Annotated in this window: 17 protein-coding genes and 2 tRNA genes; 1 reads left to right on the top strand and 18 read right to left on the bottom strand. The window is 53.1% G+C overall.

Annotation, left to right across the window (positions count from 1 at the left end; translation table 11 throughout):
- Positions 1-42: 42 nt before the first annotated feature.
- Positions 43-1,290, bottom strand: coding sequence for a UDP-N-acetylglucosamine 1-carboxyvinyltransferase (gene murA / locus KGZ92_06920; GenBank protein MBS3889012.1), 1,248 nt, complete (start codon positions 1,288-1,290; stop codon positions 43-45).
- Positions 1,291-1,566: 276 nt separating this feature from the next.
- Here murA and KGZ92_06915 point away from each other — a divergent pair, with 276 nt between their 5' ends.
- The gene (locus KGZ92_06915; GenBank protein ID MBS3889011.1) at positions 1,567-2,829 is read left to right on the top strand and encodes an anion permease; all 1,263 of its coding nucleotides are present in this window, start codon (positions 1,567-1,569) and stop codon (positions 2,827-2,829) included.
- Here KGZ92_06915 and KGZ92_06910 read toward each other — a convergent pair.
- The 17 genes from KGZ92_06910 to KGZ92_06830 all read right to left on the bottom strand — a co-directional run bounded on the left by KGZ92_06910 (position 2,816) and on the right by KGZ92_06830 (position 18,111).
- Positions 2,816-3,328: a GerMN domain-containing protein gene (locus KGZ92_06910; protein ID MBS3889010.1), complete on the bottom strand. Its 513-nt coding sequence runs from the start codon at positions 3,326-3,328 to the stop codon at positions 2,816-2,818. The genes KGZ92_06915 and KGZ92_06910 overlap by 14 nt on opposite strands.
- 130 nt (positions 3,329-3,458) lie before the next feature.
- On the bottom strand, positions 3,459-4,661 hold the full coding sequence (locus KGZ92_06905) for a Ger(x)C family spore germination protein (protein ID MBS3889009.1): 1,203 nt from the start codon (positions 4,659-4,661) through the stop codon (positions 3,459-3,461).
- A 4-nt stretch (positions 4,662-4,665) separates the two neighbouring features.
- Positions 4,666-5,748 (bottom strand): GerAB/ArcD/ProY family transporter, encoded by a 1,083-nt coding sequence (locus tag KGZ92_06900; protein ID MBS3889008.1) that lies wholly within the window; start codon positions 5,746-5,748, stop codon positions 4,666-4,668.
- Positions 5,745-7,295: a spore germination protein gene (locus KGZ92_06895; protein ID MBS3889007.1), complete on the bottom strand. Its 1,551-nt coding sequence runs from the start codon at positions 7,293-7,295 to the stop codon at positions 5,745-5,747. Before KGZ92_06895 ends, KGZ92_06900 begins: the two co-directional genes overlap by 4 nt.
- 75 nt (positions 7,296-7,370) lie before the next feature.
- Positions 7,371-8,183: a hypothetical protein gene (locus KGZ92_06890; protein ID MBS3889006.1), complete on the bottom strand. Its 813-nt coding sequence runs from the start codon at positions 8,181-8,183 to the stop codon at positions 7,371-7,373.
- Positions 8,184-8,332: 149 nt separating this feature from the next.
- Complete coding sequence (locus KGZ92_06885; GenBank protein MBS3889005.1) at positions 8,333-8,557, bottom strand: DUF3006 domain-containing protein; 225 nt, start codon at positions 8,555-8,557, stop codon at positions 8,333-8,335.
- A gap of 16 nt (positions 8,558-8,573) precedes the next feature.
- Complete coding sequence (locus KGZ92_06880) at positions 8,574-9,407, bottom strand: MBL fold metallo-hydrolase (GenBank protein ID MBS3889004.1); 834 nt, start codon at positions 9,405-9,407, stop codon at positions 8,574-8,576.
- A gap of 68 nt (positions 9,408-9,475) precedes the next feature.
- Positions 9,476-9,558: transfer RNA gene (locus tag KGZ92_06875), tRNA-Leu, on the bottom strand.
- A gap of 28 nt (positions 9,559-9,586) precedes the next feature.
- Positions 9,587-9,673 (bottom strand) — tRNA-Leu (locus KGZ92_06870).
- Between the two features lie 52 nt (positions 9,674-9,725).
- On the bottom strand, positions 9,726-10,247 hold the full coding sequence (locus KGZ92_06865; GenBank protein ID MBS3889003.1) for a lytic transglycosylase domain-containing protein: 522 nt from the start codon (positions 10,245-10,247) through the stop codon (positions 9,726-9,728).
- Between the two features lie 41 nt (positions 10,248-10,288).
- Positions 10,289-10,891, bottom strand: coding sequence for a dephospho-CoA kinase (locus KGZ92_06860; GenBank protein ID MBS3889002.1), 603 nt, complete (start codon positions 10,889-10,891; stop codon positions 10,289-10,291).
- Positions 10,892-10,915: 24 nt separating this feature from the next.
- Positions 10,916-11,740 (bottom strand): bifunctional DNA-formamidopyrimidine glycosylase/DNA-(apurinic or apyrimidinic site) lyase, encoded by an 825-nt coding sequence (mutM, locus tag KGZ92_06855; protein ID MBS3889001.1) that lies wholly within the window; start codon positions 11,738-11,740, stop codon positions 10,916-10,918.
- Complete coding sequence (gene polA / locus KGZ92_06850) at positions 11,733-14,330, bottom strand: DNA polymerase I (protein ID MBS3889000.1); 2,598 nt, start codon at positions 14,328-14,330, stop codon at positions 11,733-11,735. Before polA ends, mutM begins: the two co-directional genes overlap by 8 nt.
- Before the next feature lie 170 nt (positions 14,331-14,500).
- Positions 14,501-15,271 (bottom strand): glucose-6-phosphate isomerase, encoded by a 771-nt coding sequence (locus KGZ92_06845; GenBank protein ID MBS3888999.1) that lies wholly within the window; start codon positions 15,269-15,271, stop codon positions 14,501-14,503.
- Between the two features lie 193 nt (positions 15,272-15,464).
- Positions 15,465-16,043 carry a zf-HC2 domain-containing protein gene (locus tag KGZ92_06840; protein MBS3888998.1) on the bottom strand — a complete coding sequence of 193 codons (579 nt, stop codon included), beginning with the start codon at positions 16,041-16,043 and terminating at the stop codon, positions 15,465-15,467.
- 5 nt (positions 16,044-16,048) lie between these two features.
- Positions 16,049-16,675, bottom strand: a complete 627-nt coding sequence (locus KGZ92_06835; GenBank protein MBS3888997.1) for a sigma-70 family RNA polymerase sigma factor — start codon at positions 16,673-16,675, stop codon at positions 16,049-16,051.
- Positions 16,676-16,821: 146 nt separating this feature from the next.
- Positions 16,822-18,111: a L,D-transpeptidase family protein gene (locus KGZ92_06830; GenBank protein MBS3888996.1), complete on the bottom strand. Its 1,290-nt coding sequence runs from the start codon at positions 18,109-18,111 to the stop codon at positions 16,822-16,824.
- Between the last annotated feature and the right edge of the window lie 194 nt (positions 18,112-18,305).

The raw sequence follows: 18,305 nt of genomic DNA, 5'->3' as shown, positions 1-18,305 counted from the left end.
CAACAAATACCTTTCACGACAAATAGTTTTTTTATTACGCCCTTATTGCCGGGTGATGTCGGCCCCAAGCGCGCGCAGCTTTTGGTCTAGTTTTTCATAACCTCTGTCCATGTGCATAATGCCTTCTACCAGCGTCTCCCCCTCGGCCACCATGCCCGCCATGACCAGCGAGGCCGCCGCCCGTAAGTCGGTTCCACGCACGAGAGCGCCTGTAAGTTTCGGCACGCCCTCTATGTAAGCGCTACGCCCTTCAAAACGAACTTTAGCCCCCATGTTGATCAACTCTTCCAGATGCCTGAAGCGGTCTTCCCAAATGGTCTCTGTGACTAGGCTCGTTCCTTCTGCCACTGTTAGAAGAGTACTCATGGGTGCCTGAAAATCCGTAAAGAAACCTGGGTACGGCAGCGTCTTGACATTCACGGCCGAAGGGCGCTGTGGGCCGATGACACGAATACTGTCTTCCGTAGGTAAGACTACCGCCCCAGTCTCGCGTAGCTTAGCAGTAACTGACCCCAAGTGGAGGGGGATGACATTTTGGAGCGTTACATCTCCCCCCGTGAGGGTAGCGGCAATCATCAAGGTGGCCGCCTCGCTCTGATCAGGAATAATGGCATGCTGGCAGCCATGGAGCGCTTTCACACCCTGAATGCGAATTGTTTCTGTGCCTGCCCCATAGACTCTCGCCCCCATCGCATTAAGCATGTTGGCGAGATCAATAATCCACGGAGCCGGGTAGGCGTTGACGATGATGGTTTGTCCTTCGGCAAGAACCGCGCTGAGCATGATATTTATCGTCGCCCCCACGCTAGCCACATCAAGATAGACGGAGGCACCTTTAAGCCCCACCGATGTCGCCTTAATATGTCCGTGCAGGATCTTTGTCTCGGCGCCTAGTGCACACAGACCCTTGACATGCTGGTCGATGGGTCGGGGACCGATATCATCACCGCCAGGCAAGGCCACTTCCGCCTCACCAAAGCGGCCGAGCAGGGCACCTAGCAGGTAGTAAGAAGCACGCAACTGCCTCACTAAGGCCGGGTTAGGAACCGCGTGGCGTAGTCCCCGAGGGTCGATAGTGACAACTCCGCCCCCAAAGGAGGCCCTTGCCCCCATCCCCTCTAGAATCTCACAGAAAACGCGCACGTCACTTAGGTCCGGAATATTCTCCAGAACAACCTGGCTGTTCGCTAAAAGCGCTGCTGGTATAGCTGCGAGAGCCACATACTTAGACCCATTGACCGACACTTCGCCTTTAAGTTTATTACCACCCTTGACCAATATGGCGCTCATTTTCTCACCCTCACTTACATCTGTACCCCCCAATTATCCTTGAGCCATGTGGGCTTGTCAATGCGAGGAGAGCGCGGGGATACTACTAAAAGTGGGTTGTGAGTGCCAACCTAATCTGATACACTGTTAGTGCACATGAGGGGAGTAGCTAATAATGCATGGTCGCCATCTCGCGCTGACGCGCCGGCCCTGCACAAAGCGATGCTTTGCAGCGAGACCTCTGTCCTAACGGGCAGAGGTCTTTGTAATGTGTGTAGATTTTCGGAGGTGTTTAAATTGAACGACCAAGCCATTGCTGTCCTGGTATTCGGCCTCACCTATCTCTTGCTCATCCTAAAACGAGAACGTTCACTCTACTTTGTCTGGGGCGCGTCACTTCTCCTCGTGGTGATGGGCATTATCACCATAAACCAAGCCTGGCAAGCCTTAAATTGGAATGTTCTAGGACTGTTTTTCGGCACCATGATTTTAGCCGAGCTGTTTGTCGCCTCGGGAGCACCAGCCTACATGGCTACGCGCATGGTCAACGCCTCCGGCAGCGCGGCGCTCTCTCTTCTATCTATTGTCGTCTTCTCTGGCCTGCTCTCCGCAGTTGTAGAGAACGTGGCGACGGTATTTATTGTCGCGCCCCTAGCCTTAGAGACAGCGCGCAAAGTTAAAGCCTCACCTGTGCCCGTACTTATTTCGGTAGCGATAGCCGCCAACATGCAGGGGGTAGCCACCATGATCGGCGACTCACCAAGCATACTCTTGGCTACGGCCGCTAACCTTACTTTTATGGATTTCTTTTGGGTAAACAATAGGCCGGGCATCTTTTTCGCCGTACAAATCGGCTTTATCGCGGCCATGTTCATCGTTTTTAGGTTTCTCCGCAATGCAAAAGGCTTTGTCAGCAAGATGGAATTACCTAGCGTTTATTCTTGGACACCGACGCTCTTTATAGGCTTACTGGTGATGCTGCTTGCCGGTTCCTCTTTTGTACCGGGCAGACCAGATTTCTTGCCGGGCCTCATTGCTGTTGCGGTCGGCCTAGTGGCGCTACTGTGGAACTACAGCAACGACCTCTTTGCTATGGAATTGACGAAGCTCGACTGGCAGACTTTCTTTTTACTGGCCGGACTCTTTGTCCTCATTAGTAGCCTCACTGTAACGGGGGTGATAACGGAAGTCGCCAATGTCATGACTGTTCTCGCGGGTGACTCCCTGCTTACTGCCTTCCTGCTGATTGTGGTCGTTTCCGTGGCGGTATCCGCCTTGGTAGACAACATCCCCTACACCATTGCCATGCTGCCGGTAGCACAGCTACTAGCAGAACGCATGGGCGTTAATCCCTTGCTCTTTATGTTTGCCTTTGTCCTCAGTACTAGCCTAGGGGGCAATATCACCCCTATCGGTGCCTCAGCTAACGTGGTCGCTGTCGGCATGTTGAGGCGGCAAGGGCATAGCGTTTCTTTCGGTGAATTTATGAAGATTGGCGTGCCTACGACGATAGTGGCAGTCACCATCGGTGCAGCGTTCCTCTGGTTTATCTGGCTATAAACTGCGCGTCTGGTGTCAGAGGGACACTAGTGTCGATATGCCCCCAAATACTCTCTTTAACTTGACCCTCTAAGAGAAATTGCACTGACGCGATATCTGGCATTTCAGTGAGGGAGGCAATCACCGAGTACACGAGCATCAACTCAGCCGCCGTGCCGCCCAGAAAATTGTCTTGGACCTCGCGCGAGAAGTCTACATAGGCAATTCGCCCTTGGACAAGCAAACTCAGGAGCCTCGTGCTAGGCGGCAAAGTCGGGTAGAGGTGAGGGGCCTCTGGTCCTTTGATAAGCTCGCGAACAATCTTCTCCGCCGTAATTGTCCCTGCCAGCGCCCTGTTTTCGCCCACGACTTGCGTGCCCTCGCGGTTAGAAAAGTAGAGTCTTACTTCTCTACCATCTGTCCCTAGTGGAGACGAATCAATATAGCTCTGATAGACTGTCCAAACACCAAGCAATGCCGCAACTACTGCGACTAATGCGAAAAACAACTTACCCCGCAAAATATACACCCCCCATGGGAGTATATCCGGCGGGGTCTTTGTTTATGTCCAAGAGATCAGCGACAGCGGGGACGGTTCTTTTTGTCGCAAATACCGACAAAAAGAACCGTCCCCGCTGTCGCAAAGTGCATTAGTCCTCACGCTTAACTTCGAAGAATCTGGCCACCATGGCCGTGCCCTCTATTTTCACCTCGGTGTTCACGCGCACAGTCACCGCCGGAAAAACCTCGCTCCAACGATCTTCTAGCTTAGACCACGCCGCGGGATTACTACGGCGCAGCATATGACCAAACCCTAAGGCATCGGCTTGGTTTTCCTGCAAGAAGGCCACCACCTGCTGTACCTGGCGATCTATGTCCTGCTCTAAGTTCATGGCGATGGGCGCAAACCCCCTATCTCGCAGGCTGTAGGTACCTGTAACCTCGCGCACTACCGCCCGCACGCGAGGCGAAATGGTAATTTCGACGGTTTCTTCGCCACTCTTGATATCAAACCGCGCGGAGAAGTTCACAATAGTAAGCCCCATATGACTGGTGGGATCGGCGGGGTCGACAATGGTAGCGCTGCCGACTCTAGTATCCCCCTTAAGCATGACAAAGGTCTGCACTAAGTACTGATCTAAGTCCGCCACCCATCTGTCGCGGCTAAACACAGCCATCCGCCGCACAAACACCTCGTGCAGTTGTTCGCCAGCGACCCCGACCCCAGTCGCAGGAGTTTCGTCGCCAGCCTGTAGTCGTAGTGGAGCAAGCTCCAAGATGGGCAAGGTTAGCTCACTACCCAGTGCGAGCAAAGTGTTACGCACCTCGTGAATACTAACGTGGCGACCTAGTGGGGCCGTAGCAAAATTATCACGTAGATCAGCAACATCTTCGCCGGGAGCATGCCCACCCCCCGAGCGAGCCTTAAGCGTCTCCTCTGCCGTCTGCTGAGCCACAAAGACGGGCACAGAGCCACGAATCGTCGTACGCCCCTGCAGGGCGGATAGCACCCCATCGAGCCCGCTCTTAGCTAGCTCCTCGCCAAAGACAACAAAGCCGAGATGCAGAAAAAACGGCTCGCGGCGCAAATGTCCTTGCAGCAATGTTATACCCTCAGTAAAGGATGCCGCTTCTACGGTGATAACACGCAGTCTGCTACCACCCCCCCCACCTCCACCCCCGAATGGTTGGGGCGGTGATGTTAACACCGAAATACGCATGGTGTGGGCGTAGCTGCCCACATCAAAGCCTAATCCTGAAATGGAGGCGAGGGCGGTAATCTCTTGCTGGTCCCAGCACCCAACGAGGAGCAAGCTTAAAATGACGACAAGTAGCATTTTGGCTCTTTTCACTGTCTCACTCCTCGTGCCGCCTAAGTCGCACCCACAAGGCGAGTAACGGCAGAATAAGATAAAAAGACATTATGAAGGAATTGTCGACGCGAGAAATCGAGGCTACAAGCGCAAAGATATGCGAGGGTGTCGTGGCAATAATAAAGAAGACCACCCCAAGCAACAAACTACGATAGGGCTGCCTAAAACCCGACCATACTCCTGCTAGGCTCAGGGAAACCATGGTAAACGCCGCCCCTATTTTCACAAATGACGCCACAATCCACAGCGGATAAAGAAACAACTCCATGCCCTCGAGGAAAAAGCCCGGACGCGAGGTTTGCGCCAGTATGGCTGTGGGGTAGAGATAACTAGTTGTGACTCCCCTCCCCAGTACTCCGAGCGTAAACACGGTCATCAGTGCCAGTAAGACTCCCGCCCCCCCGACCGCAAGGCTAAACAGCCCCCCCAGGCCTGACCGCTGCCGCAGAAACACACCCATGAAAAGAGCAAATAACACCCCTTCCATAGCCCAGGGTAGGCAAAACAGAGCGGCATGGGCAATGAGCGCGGGGGCGGCATCGATTACCGGCAGCAAGTTATCTAACTCTGTCAGCGGCACCACTCCGACGACAAAGCCCAAAAGACCTATGATGCTTAGCCACGTCAAGGCTTCGATGGTCCGCACAAATACCTCGAGCCCCTTGTAGTCCACCAACACGACCAGCAGCAGTAACGCAAAATTCAAGACATCGGGCGGTGTGCGCGGCATAGCCATATCGTGAAAAACAAAACCAGTTTGCCCGAGCAGTAACCCACCGAGCCACAGCCAGACAAAAGCAAAGTAAAGCAAGAATATGCGCCCCACCACGGGCCCAAGCCACGACAACACGGCTCCTCCCCAGTTGCCGGGCGGCCCGTGGCGGGCGAGATAAGCGGCCATGGCACACCATGGCAAAGCCACGGCAAAGGCGAGAAGTACCGCTATCCAGCCCGAAGCCCCGGCTAACGGCACAACTACACCCGCCACCGGGAAGAAAACCGTGCCCACAGTCACCGTCACAATCATTAAGAAGCCCTGCGACAGACCTATGCTGATTTTGGTCATGGCTTTTTCCTGCGTGTGGGGCGGGGCAGTGGGGTGTCCATGCGCATCTCCTCCGGCGAGGCCAGTATTGACGGCCGCTTTTGATGCATGAACTTTGGCACTCTGACAAAAACATCTATCGCCCCCCGCAAATTAAAGGGCGCTATGGGGTACATGTAGGGATAACCAAAGGAGCGCAAGGATGTTACAGCAATCAAAATATAGATTAGTGCCCAGACTACACCGAATACCCCTAAAATGCTACCAGCGATAAGCACGGGGTACTTGAGAAAACGTAGTGGTGAAAGAAAAGTGACAGAGGGTTGCGTGAAGATTGATAACCCGGTGAGGGCGGCGACAATCACCATGGCCGGGCTCACTAAGCCCGCCTGCACCGCCGCCTGCCCTAAAATTATGCCTCCGACAATACCAAGCGCCTGGCCAATGCGGGTGGGCATCCTGGTGCTCGATTCCACGATCAGGTCAAAGGCCAGTATAAGCACGAATATTTCAAGTACCGTGGGCAGGGGGACACCCTCTCTGCCCGCGACAATAGAGTCAAATAGAGGAGTCGGAATTATGCCATGGTGAAAGGCCACCAGCGCTATCCACATGCCAGGGAGAAAAACCGAGAGGAGCAGACCCACCAGCCTAATAAGGCGAAAAAACGTGCCCGACATCGGTCGGTCAAAGTAGTCTTCGGAGGCCTGCAAGAACTCTGGAGCAAAGGTCGGCGCAATGAGCGCGCTACTATCGCCCTCCGCCATGACCGCGACGCGCCCTTCCATTAGTGCGGCCATTACCCTGACGGGGATTTCTGTCGACCTTAGAGTAGGGAAGACAGACCTCGGGTCGTCCTCTAGAAAATCGGCTAAGTAGGTGATACCTAAGGCAAAGTCGATGTCGATGCTCCGTAGCCGCTCGTCCATTTCGTCGACTAACTTGGCTGCTGCAATGCGTTCTAAGTACAAAATGGCCACCGTGGTGCGCGAGCGACGACCAATAGTCAGTTCCTTTACTTTAAAATCTGGAGTCGCTATCCTGCGCCGCAGCAAGGCTATGTTGCTGCCTAAACTCTCGCAGAAGCTTTCGTGTGGGCCTATCAATATATCCTCTTGAATGGCTCGCTCAATCGGCCTGTGTTCCATGGCAAAGAGCGGCACTAGTAGCACACATGTTTCGCCCGCCAAGAGCACGGCCACAGCACCATCGGACAAAGCGCAGGCTACTTTTTGCAGATCGCTCTCAAGACTGTATTCCGGCACATGCACAATCTGCTGCGCTATGTACTCCATGTCAGAGCGTCCCCCATGTCTCTGCAGAGGCCCGACGATGGATTCGCTGACAAAGGGCAGATTGACCACATTGGCAAAGTAGAGCACCGCGCCCTGAGTGCCTTTACTGGTGGTTAACAAGCGCTCTCTAAGATCGGCAGAGCTGGCCAAAATGGCCTTTAACCCGGCGCAATCATGAGCCAGATGGCCGCTGAAGCAGCCCTCCGCGGTGGGAGTCTTGGCAAATTCCTTGACCGGTAGTGGTTTTCGCAATGCTCTTACTTTCTTCCGCACAGACCTCACCTGACCTCAGGGGTATTTTTCTCTAAAGACTGGGAGACTATGCAGAGATGCCCACACTAGAGGCAATTAGGCGATAGGCCTTTCGTTACCCACACTGTCACAATGTGAGAAGGTCAGCCGCGAAACATAGGAGTGATGAACATGCAAGTACTTCGCGACTTCGGAGACTGGGACAGAATGCTCAAGAACAGCACTGGCGATCAGGCGACGCCTCGCCTCGACCACGCGTGGAGAGCGCCCCTTGCCGCGCATGATGCTTAGGGCCACTCCCGTAACCTCTTCAATATGCGTAGCAATTGCCTCTAATACATCTGGCACATGCCGCACGCCACTATGTGAACGCGAATTCTCTTCGCGGCAAAATACCTGCTCTAGCTCCGCGGGACTTACCTCTCTCTTCAAAAGGCCAAGATAAAGACGAATGGCTTCTTTACGGTCGGGGCTAAGTAAGGCGAGCATTGCTGCGCTATCTACAAACGGGTATTTCTCTCCGCCCAAGTAAGCGGAATGACTGGTATAACGCGCTAAGTTAGGGTGCTGACAGTGCCCATAGCGCACGGGTAGCTGGTGCAAGTAGGCGGCAAGGGTGAGAAGCCGCCGATCGGGATGACAGACATGTCGTTCAAAGCGCGCGCCTAGGCCCTCGCCTGCCCGTGTCGGACAGAGCCGAGAGACCACCTCAACACAGCCCTTACTTGTGCCCTGTAGTGCGAGGTGGACTTGTGACTCCAAAAAAGCAAAGGCATACACATGGATACTAGAGAAAGCTTTGCACTCCGCCAGGGCATTAACCATTTCTTGCTTGGCACGGTCCGAAGAAAAGGCCATATCCCTTCGATCTCCGTGCACCACGCAGTAGTAAACACTCTGTTCTTGCATCTAACTCGCCTCCACGTCTCAACTTTTAGGGTGAATACCACACCCATATTGTGAGTTCCTGCCATGGAGTTACTTTAGTGACAAAAAACATTTCGCTAAATTCAGACAAATGAGGCATTTTAGCGCGACAAACCGCGAAGCACCCCGACTTATGTCTCTGTGCGCGGTCGCTTTAACTTTTGCATAAGCATGGTAGCCTCGCATCGTCGCTGTTCTTCTTGGGACTTATTGAGCGTAATCGCAATGTCGAGTACCGACCCCTCGCTGATTGGCGGTAAACAAGTCAACGGTAGGCACACCCTTACCTCTTCTTCTCCGAGCAGAAGAACTGCCTGCAGAGACTCGATGCGATCCACAACGGCAATCATCTTCACGCCAAAACCCCCTAGGTTATTTTCGCTCTGTCCGTATAGAAAAAGTCTCCCCGTCCGTCCTGAGGACTATAGTGCCATGTCTATCGGTGCGGTAGATGTCAGCGCCTACCTCCCTGAGGCGGGCAAGCACGGCTGGGGAGGGGTGGCCGAACGAATTGTCCGCTCCAACCGAGATGATGGCTACCCTTGGGCGCACCGCCTGCAGAAAGTCTGTGGTGCTCGAAGTATTACTGCCGTGGTGGCCGACTTTGAGCACTGTAGCCGACAAGCCCCCCGCCTGCAACAGATCCCTCTCCGCGTCACTCTCCATATCGCCGGTGAGCAAAAGACTGACCGTCCCTGCCCTAACCATGACGACCACTGAACCATCGTTCAAGTTATCATAAGCTCGGAGCGGACCAATAACCCTAAGCTCTACATTGGCTGCCAACTCGATAATCTGCCCAGCAGGTGTCTCGAAAGGTATGTTCTTGTCGTCAATTGTCCTCAGGTAGTTTAAAAATGTTTGCGTGGTATGTACTTGCCCAGAATCGATGATGCGCGCCACTGGCATTTGCTGAAACACTTCTTCTAGTCCCCCAATATGATCTGCATGTGGATGAGTCGCGATTAAGAGGTCTATCTTGCGGACGCCCTGGGCTCGCAAGTAGGCAACGACCCGCGCACCGCTCGCCCGGTCACCGGCATCGATAAGTATGTTCTGCGCACCAGCCTGCAAGAGAATGCTGTCGCCTTGGCCCACATCAATAAAATGTGCCGTGAAGAGGGCTGGTATAGTCGAGTGGGACTGACAACCTAGGAGGGAAAGTATAGCTAGCACAATCACAGCCGCAAACAAAATGCGCCTCATTAACACAACGCCTCTTTCTTCCTTTGTATAGTAAAAAAACACCAGTATTACCTGGTGTTAGTTTTTTGTGGTGTCCGAGGTGGGACTTGAACCCACATGGTCTCCCATACGCCCCTCAAACGTACGCGTCTGCCAGTTCCGCCACTCGGACAGCTGATGTCTCGTTGAAAATAGGTAAGTGGTGCCGAAGGTGGGATTCGAACCCACACGAGCTTTCACTCACTGCGCCCTGAACGCAGCGCGTCTGCCAGTTCCACCACTTCGGCTTCAACCGCCGATACTTATCTTACAAGCAAACTGTCCGTGTGTCAAGGGAGATTATTGTGTTTTACGGCCATACAGTTCGCGATAAACTTGTTGGATGCGCAGCACGCGCCAAACATAGTGTCGCGTCTCTGAGAAGGGAATGCTCGCAATGTCTGCCACTTGGCCGCTCCAAACACCCTCTTTGAGCCAATTTTTGACATTACCTCTGCCTCCATTGTAGGCGGCCAGCGCCACGACCAGGTTGCCGTCAAACTGTTCCTTAAGATTTCTTAAGTACCATGTGCCCATCATAATGTTAGTCTCGGGGTTGTCGAGCCTATCTTCACTGTAATCTGGCACCTCTACTTGGCTGGCAATCCATTGCCCCGTGGTAGGAATAATTTGCATCAACCCTCGCGCACCTTTGGGCGATACAGCCTTGCTTCTAAAGCTACTCTCTACCCGTATGACCGCCGCGACTAGAAAGGGATCTAAGCCATGTAGCTCGGCATAACGCAGAACTATGTCTCGATAAGGCCAAGGGTAGATAATGCGCCACAGGGACGGGGCGATGAGTACTGCCATAACTACCATGACTGCGACCAATGTCAGCAACAAGGCATACCGACGCACGCTTAGTTTTCGCCTCCGCAAATGCTCATGTAGTAGCGCTCCACTTGCATCTTAGTGTCCCCAAGGCTACCCTCGGTGTATATCACCCTGTGGGCAAGTTCTATTTTCTCAGCTAGCGGCATCTGCGTCGCCATGCGCACCAGGGCTTCTTCTTCCGAGAGGTCGCGCGCCATAACACGCTGGAGCTGGGTCTCATGCGTGCACACAACCACCCATACTTCATCTACAAGTTGGTTTAATTTTGCCTCAAATAAGAGGGGCACTTCAAAAGCTACTGCGCAATGCCCCACGACTTCTAGCGAGCGAAATATTTCCATCATTTCAGACCATATCCTGCCATGAGACAGGCTCTCGAGTAAGCGCCGCTTCTCGCCGTCGGCAAAAACAAGGGCTCCTAGCTTCGCCCTGTCAATCATGCCATTTGGTCGCAGTATGGTACGCCCAAAGTGAGTCACTACTTCGTTATATACGTCCTCACCGGGCTGCATTAATTCAGCCGCGACTTTGTCGGCGTCTACGATGGGGACTTTAAGTGCGGCTAACATACCCGCCACCGTCGACTTGCCTGTACCGATACCCCCGGTTATGCCAATAAGAACTGCCATGCCCTCTCTCCCCTTCTCGTTGCCCTATACCTGACAGTTGGGGCAGAGATGCGTGCCCCTACCTGCGATGACCAAGCGTGCAATTGGCGTCTGACATTTTGAGCAAGGCTGGCCCTTCTGCCCATATACTTTTAGTTTATGCTGAAAACCGCCACTCTCGCCAGAGCCATCGACATAGTCGCGCAGAGTAGTGCCACGCATAAGAATACCTTGATTCAGCACCTCCTGCAAGTGCCTATGCAAACGCGCAATTTCCTCCGGGGCAAGGCTACCGGCAGCACGCGCAGGGTGCAGACCAGCCCCAAACAGGGCTTCGTCGGCATAAATGTTACCTACTCCCGCTATTCGCGCTTGGTCAAGCAGCACTGCCTTAATCTTACCCCTACGACCGCGCAATAGCGCCTCGAGATGCCCAACAGTAAAATCTAGAGCTAGCGGCTCTACACCGAGCCGCTCTAGGCGTGCCACCTGCTCGATTCCGCTATCCGGGGCCAAAAACCAGTAACCAAACTGACGAATGTCAGTGTAACGCAGCACCATTCCTGCCGCAAACTTAAGCACAATATGCGTATGTGGCGGGCACGGCGCATCTTCGTGAACAAACCGCAACTGCCCGGTCATGCGCAAATGAACCACCAGCGTATATCCACCTGAGAGCCTGAGCACAAGGTACTTGCCACGCCTTAAGATGTCTTCTACATGGCGACCTCTAATGCTTTGGCTAAACTCTTCTGCACTGAGATTTTGTAGCAACTTGGGGAGGTAAATCTCGCACCCCAAGATAGGCAAGCCCACAAGATGTGGCAACAAACTACGGCGTATAGTTTCAACTTCGGGCAGTTCAGGCATGTGGAGCCTCGGCCCTATCCATAGTCAGGGGACGAAGATCGTACCAGTTTAAGCCCATCTTAAAGTCCACTTGCAAGGGAACGCTTAGTGCCAGTGCTGTCTCCATGGCTTGGCACACGAGGGGCGCTAAGAAGCTTAGCTCTGCTTCGGTCGTCTCAAAAACTAGCTCATCGTGCACCTGTAAAATCATGCGCGAGCAAAGACCCTTAAGCTTGAGTTCGCTAGCAATTTTTACCATGGCAAGCTTGATCAAATCCGCTGCAGTCCCCTGAATGGGCGTATTCATAGCCGTGCGCTCGGCAAAAGAGCGCAAAGTGAAGTTCTTGCTATTGATATCGGGCAGAAAGCGCCGCCGATGCAGCAGTGTTGTTACAAAACCTGTAGCTCTGGCCTCGGCAATAGTACGCTCTATGTACTCCTTTACGCCCCGATAGCGCTTGAAGTAATTGTCAATGTAAGCCTTGGCTTCAGCGCGGCTTACCTTGATGTCCCTTGACAGGCCATAATCACTAATACCATAGACTATGCCAAAATTTACGGCCTTAGCTCTCCCGCGCATGCTAGGGGTGACTTCATCTAGACTTACGCCGAACACTTCGGCGGCAGTGCGGCGGTGGACGTCTTCACCCTGTAAAAAAGCAGCGGTCAAGATCGGGTCCTTGGATAGATGCGCTAGGATGCGTAGCTCAATCTGGGAATAATCAGCCGCTAAAATGTGGGTAAACTTAGCCCCTGGCTTGAAGGCTTTGCGGATAAGCCGACCCTCGGGCAGCCTGATGGGGATGTTCTGCAAATTAGGTTCTGTGCTGCTCAAACGCCCAGTTGCGGTTACGGTCTGGTTGTAAGTAGTGTGAATCCTGCCTACAGGAGAAATTACTTTTTGTAGTCCCTCCAAGTAAGTTGAATGCAGCTTGGCCAGCGTACGGTGCTCAAGTATCTTACCGACTAAAGGGTGTTGATCTGCTAAAGACTCTAAGACATCGGCATCGGTGGAGTAACCGGTTTTGGTCTTTTTAGAAGTGGGCAACTTCAGTTTTTCAAAGAGGATGACCCCTAGTTGCTTCGGGGAACTGATGTTAAACTCCTCCCCCGCCAAAACATAAATGTCCGTAACGATTTCTTTAAGGCGCAGGTTCGCTTGCCAGGCCATCTCTCGCAAAACCCCACTGTCGACCGCAATGCCGGTGATCTCCATTTCAGCCAGCACCCGACTAAGAGGCAGCTCGACTTGACTGTACAAGTCGATAAGCTCTTTTTCGATAAGCTGCGCCCTTAAAACTGGCTCTAGGGCGAGGAGAGCAAAAGCTTGTGCATCGTCAGCCATCGTTTTATCTAGATAATGTGTCACCAGCTCTCCCACGCTGTAGCTTGAACGGGTGGGGTCGAGCAGGTAGGTTGCTAGCTCGATATCAAAAACTTCACCCGCCCAGGTGAGGCCACGCCTATTAAAGTCCACCAAGAGCTCCTTGTAGCCGCTCACTACCCACGTCAGACGAGCATCAGCCAGAAGCCTCTCCATGCTAGGCGGCAGAGTCTGCCCTAGAGTCTCCACAGCTAGAGCGCGGTTCCCAGTAGCCAGCACAAAGAAATGCGGCGCGGATTTAAACAGGGCCACTGGCCGTGCCGTGTCAATCTGTGCAATATAGGCTGTCAGGTCCTCCGCCGTCTTGGCCACTACCACCTCTCCCACAAGAGAGTCATTAACGGGAGGCAGGGGGGCAGGCGCCTGACTTAGAAGCCGTGAGAGCAAGCTACTCAGCCCTACCTCCCGGTACAGCATGGCTAAGCGTGCGACATCTGTTTCTCTAGGCAAGAGGCCCTCCATGGCGAAATCGAACGCGACATCCCTGACAATGGTCGCGAGAAATTTGCTGAGCATAGCGTCTTCCTGCCCTGCCTGCAAGAGCTCTCGCACTCTTACCTTGCTAACATTGGCAATGTTGTCATAGACACCCTGCACGCTGTGAAACTCCTGCACAAGGGCGAGGGCCGTCTTTTCACCAATGCCCTTGACTCCCTTAATATTGTCTGAGGGGTCGCCCATAAAAGCTTTGAGCTCGATCAATTGGGCGGGAGCAAGGCCGTACTTGGCGCGCACTTCACTTTCACCCACAAGTTCAGTCTCGCTTACACCCTTCTTAGTCAGTAAAACCTTAACATGTGGACTAACGAGCTGCAGGCTGTCACGGTCACTCGTAACAATCACACTCTGAATACCCGCCTGTTCAGCCCTTGCCGTCAGAGTGCCGATGACATCATCCGCCTCGTAGCCTTCTACTTCTAATATTTGGCATCCGAATGCTGCGAGCAGCTCTTTGATGGAGTCCATTTGCTGGCTCAATTCCTCAGGCGCCTTGGGACGCTGCGCCTTGTAGGCAGCGTATCGCTCTAGTCTGGCCACAGGTTGCCCACGGTCAAAGGCTGCCACCATGTATTCTGGCTTGTAGTGTTCAATCAGCTTGTTGAGCATGAGCGCAAAACCATATATGGCGTTGGTAGGACGACCATCCTTGGTCGATAACCCTACGTCTATGGCGTAAAAAGCTCGAAAAGCTAGGGAGAATCCGTCCAACAAAAATAAGCGCGGCATAAACTCACCATCCTACATCATCACTAAAGCTAGTATACTACAAACCCCGCTGACCTGCAGAAAGCCTTACAGGTTGCGTATGACGGGGGGTAAAGATAATGCCCGCCTTGCTAGGTGCACAGGCGGGCGTTGTGGGTGCGGTGGCCTAAGCCTACGAAAACGCGAATCTCCTACTCTACCCAAGCAAATTCTTCGGGATGTGTAAGGAAGCGCAAGTTTTCTGGAGACTCGAAAATCAGCTTGTACATAGGCTCACTGGCCTTTAGGCCAAATTGAGCATAGTCTTCTTGAGCCCTAAACCGCAAAGCAGGCAGTCCCGTATACCGGGGATTAGGCATCCACAGAGAAGTAGAGTTCTTTTCTAGCAGGTAGTATGCTCCCCCGCGGAGGTCCTTAATCTCGCCATACACCGAAGCGAAATCGGCCGCTACCCAGTTCGTCATCACCAGCGGGACGCTTTTGGCGTTAATGGTGATGTGTCCATACCCGGGCGGAATAACGACTTTGTCGCCTGCTCGCGCTACAACCACATAAGCGTCTGCCACTCTACCCACCAGAGGCCCTGGGCGCTGCAAAAGATATGTCGCCTCGCCAGAGAGCACTTCGTACACTTCTGGATAGGTGTATGTAGTCCCACTCTTGACGGGATGATAATGCCCCACAGTCTTGTTAAATTCTTGCCCAATAAGCCCAGGCATAATGACGGTGATGTCAAAACGTAGACCATACTTAGCCAGGTGAGCACGATCAATCTCCCGCGCCACGTCGCGATACATGTAGTATAGATCTGTTCTTCCAGCTACTTCGGCGTCCAGAAAGGCATAGCGCGCTTCATCTAACGTACGGCAAGCCGGTTCCACTGATTTTACGCTCTCGCCAAAAGACAGTTGCCCGTCACCTAGTTTAATATCTAGGAAGGCCGTTGTCTGCAAATTGATCATAAAATACCCCCTTACAACTTAGCTCTGGTTACAATATTACATGCTTTTACCATGTCACGACAAGGGCGTATGCAAACTTTACCCAACATTAGCGACAGCGGGGACGGCACGACAGCGGGGACGGTTCTTTTTGTCGCAAAAACCGACAAAAAGAACCGTCCCCGCTGTCGCATTAACAATGAAGCATGTGTTCCTACGAACGCTTATACCAGACTAAGACGATGGCACCCCACACCACGAAAATACTGCCACCGAGCGCAGATGATACAAGGAGGAACGAGGGCCGCTCTGGCAGGGCACTTTCGCTGGCGGCATCTAGCGATGCTGTGCCCATTCTCTTGTCCGTCGCTGCAGGGGCTTCTGAATCCGGTTCCTCGCCTCCGGCCACAAACAGGCGCGGCGCCATCTGCGTCTCAATCAGGGCCGATTCGCGAGTCGCTGACGGATGGGGAAAGTAGGCCATCCAGAAATTGAGACCTAGGACCATAATCGCTAGCGCGGCGGCTACAGGGGCAAAGCGAGGGGCAAAAAATGGCCAGAGAGCTTTTTTTACAGGCTGGCGAATAGCGCTTAGTACACCGGCAATCAGTTCGGCGGGTGGAGACACACGGGGCAAACTAGTCAAGGCTTGCTGGTCGAGAGCAATTTCTGCCAGCAACATGCGGCATTCAGCACAGTCAGCCAAGTGCTCCTGATACTGTTCCTCAGTGTCAGAAGGCAGTAGACCGTCCAATATGTCGCAGAGATTGTTTTTGACCCAAGTGCAGTTCATATCTACTACCCCCCCTTCTGTTCTATTAGACGCCGCATTCCTGTGCCTTGTTCCATTACCTTGAGTTTTTCTCGTAACGCTAAACGCGCCCGATTGAGGCGCGATTTTACTGTACCGACGTTAAGGCCCAGCACTTCCGCAACCTCCTCGTACGTCAAACCTTCAATGTCTCTCATGACGAGAACCGACCTATGTTCGGGCGAAATTCTTTGCAGAGCTTGCTCAATTTCGCGCTTCTTTTCCGCGCGCAACAACTGCTCTTCAGGAGCCTCATCCATAGGTGCGCTCCACTCAAGCATGTGTTCGCCGTCCTCTGTAATCACTACGGTATCCGTACTCATGGCTACAACAGGGCGCCTACGGCGCTTGCGGAGCTCATCAATCACAATATTATGGGCAATGCGATGTATCCAAGTGCCAAGCGAACTATCACCCTTAAAACTGCTGAGCGCACGAAAAACCCGCAAAAAGCTATCTTGGGCGAGATCCAAGCTATCTTCATGGCTGCCAGTCATTTGAAAGGCCACATTGTACACTCGTTCTTGATAGCGTTCCACAATCGTCCGAAAAGCCTCGGTATCTCCCCTTAGAGACTTAGCTACTAATTCTCTGTCATCTTCATGAGAGCGCAAGATACTGCCACGCCCTTTCTCAACCGCTTTATCTGAACCGCTTTATATAATGACGCTTTCTAAGTCCTGCGAGTTCCCAATTTCATTATAACAGCCTTAACGAAAAAAAGGCATCAGAGCTAACTGATGCCTAGGACAAGCCATGACTACCGCCTGTGACTGATGGCTAGCAAGCCGCTTCGCGGGTCCCACTCTGCGTTTAGGGGCAGCCTGCGCAGTTCGCGCAAACAGACAAAAGTCTGTTCACCAAAAGACAAACCAACTAACTCAAGGCCCCCCACTCGCACTCGTCCCTCTTGCGCCCCCTGCACTGCAAGACCGAGATGAGGCGCTACATCCGCCACAGCAACCATCGGACCAGCATCATGATGCAGCAAAACACGATTATAACCAAGAAAATTACCCTGAACAGCCAGTCGTGTTACGGAAAATTCAAGCGTGTTGCGTAGCTCATCGAAGAAGTAGGCTCTACCTGCTATTTCCGAAATGACACGGGCCGACACCAGGACCCCCGTCTCCTTATGGTAGATATCTCGTTCCTTTAGCCGCCACTCCCCCAGAAAATGCTCCCCGTAGACGGCACGGTACTCGACCCCTAGCATCTGCTCCACCACTCTCGGCGGCAAGTAGAATTCTCCCTCTACATGGCGCGCACCGACCATGACCAAGGTGTTGTTGTTGTGCACCAAGGGACTGTGACTTAAGATGTGCGAACCTGTAAATCGCTGCAGCAACGCCTCGAGTTGCCATCTCGAAATGGGTGCATTGATGCGAGCCGCAGCTGCCGTGAGTCCTGCGCTCCAGTCAGGCACTCGTCGATATACATCAAAGAATACTTCGATGTAGGGCTCCAAAGAGACCAAGTCGCGGTACTCGCGCCAGGGCTCGTAAAGAATTGTTACCGGAACGCGACGACCACTAGGCAAGGCGTCAAAGAGTCTTTCTACGTCTGCATTCCGCATGCGCATGCAGCCAAGCGATACTGCCGTACCGATGGATAAAGGTACATTAGTGCCATGAATACCATAGCCATTGTGATAAGGAATCTCCACCACCTGCCCCGCCCGTACCACAGCACCTTGGCGCAGGTTGTTGGCCCGCAATATTTCTGTCACCGTGGTTCTGTACTGACGCGCCAAAGCTTCCCATGTTTCGCGCCCGGTGAGCACTACCCTGTCAATTTTCATGAGACCGAGCCATCTCGTACCAAGAGGGTTACTAGGCCCAGGCGGCACCAGCTGACGCGTACGCGGATTACGCCACACAGGGTTTTTTACCATTTGAAAAATCTCAAAGCGCCTATTACTGCTCGTTACCGGGGTAGGCGTGGATACATGGCCGATAGAAATATCGTACACGCCTGCCCGCCCATCGCCTACGTAGTGATAAAGCCGGTAGGCTGGCAGATTAATGACAATGCGATGTGCCGGTGGCATCGCACTCCCCACCCCTAGTGATGTGATAAATAGCACCACCACCAATAAAATAGTCACCATAACGCGCCTCTCTGCCAAGGCCACACCTCCTTTGCTTAATGCCTGTTTAGTATATGCAGCGACATGCAGGAACTTGCACAAATATTGTCGAAATTGCGATCATCACATTAAGTTTTTGTTACTTTCTCAATATT

The organism is Bacillota bacterium, from assembly GCA_018333655.1.
GTDB lineage: Bacteria > Bacillota > UBA994 > UBA994 > UBA994 > BS524.
The sequence above is the reverse complement of the archived record's forward strand: the minus strand, read 5'-3'. Positions and strand labels throughout refer to the sequence as shown.

Coding starts and splice junctions, on each gene's coding strand:
- murA (MBS3889012.1), bottom strand. CDS start 1,290: ATGAGCGCCATATTGGTCAAGGGTGGTAATAAACTTAAAGGCGAAGTG.
- KGZ92_06900 (MBS3889008.1), bottom strand. CDS start 5,748: ATGACCAAAATCAGCATAGGTCTGTCGCAGGGCTTCTTAATGATTGTG.
- KGZ92_06890 (MBS3889006.1), bottom strand. CDS start 8,183: ATGCAAGAACAGAGTGTTTACTACTGCGTGGTGCACGGAGATCGAAGG.
- KGZ92_06880 (MBS3889004.1), bottom strand. CDS start 9,407: ATGAGGCGCATTTTGTTTGCGGCTGTGATTGTGCTAGCTATACTTTCC.
- KGZ92_06865 (MBS3889003.1), bottom strand. CDS start 10,247: ATGGTAGTTATGGCAGTACTCATCGCCCCGTCCCTGTGGCGCATTATC.
- KGZ92_06860 (MBS3889002.1), bottom strand. CDS start 10,891: ATGGCAGTTCTTATTGGCATAACCGGGGGTATCGGTACAGGCAAGTCG.
- mutM (MBS3889001.1), bottom strand. CDS start 11,740: ATGCCTGAACTGCCCGAAGTTGAAACTATACGCCGTAGTTTGTTGCCA.
- polA (MBS3889000.1), bottom strand. CDS start 14,330: ATGCCGCGCTTATTTTTGTTGGACGGATTCTCCCTAGCTTTTCGAGCT.
- KGZ92_06845 (MBS3888999.1), bottom strand. CDS start 15,271: ATGATCAATTTGCAGACAACGGCCTTCCTAGATATTAAACTAGGTGAC.
- KGZ92_06840 (MBS3888998.1), bottom strand. CDS start 16,043: ATGAACTGCACTTGGGTCAAAAACAATCTCTGCGACATATTGGACGGT.
- KGZ92_06830 (MBS3888996.1), bottom strand. CDS start 18,111: ATGCCACCGGCACATCGCATTGTCATTAATCTGCCAGCCTACCGGCTT.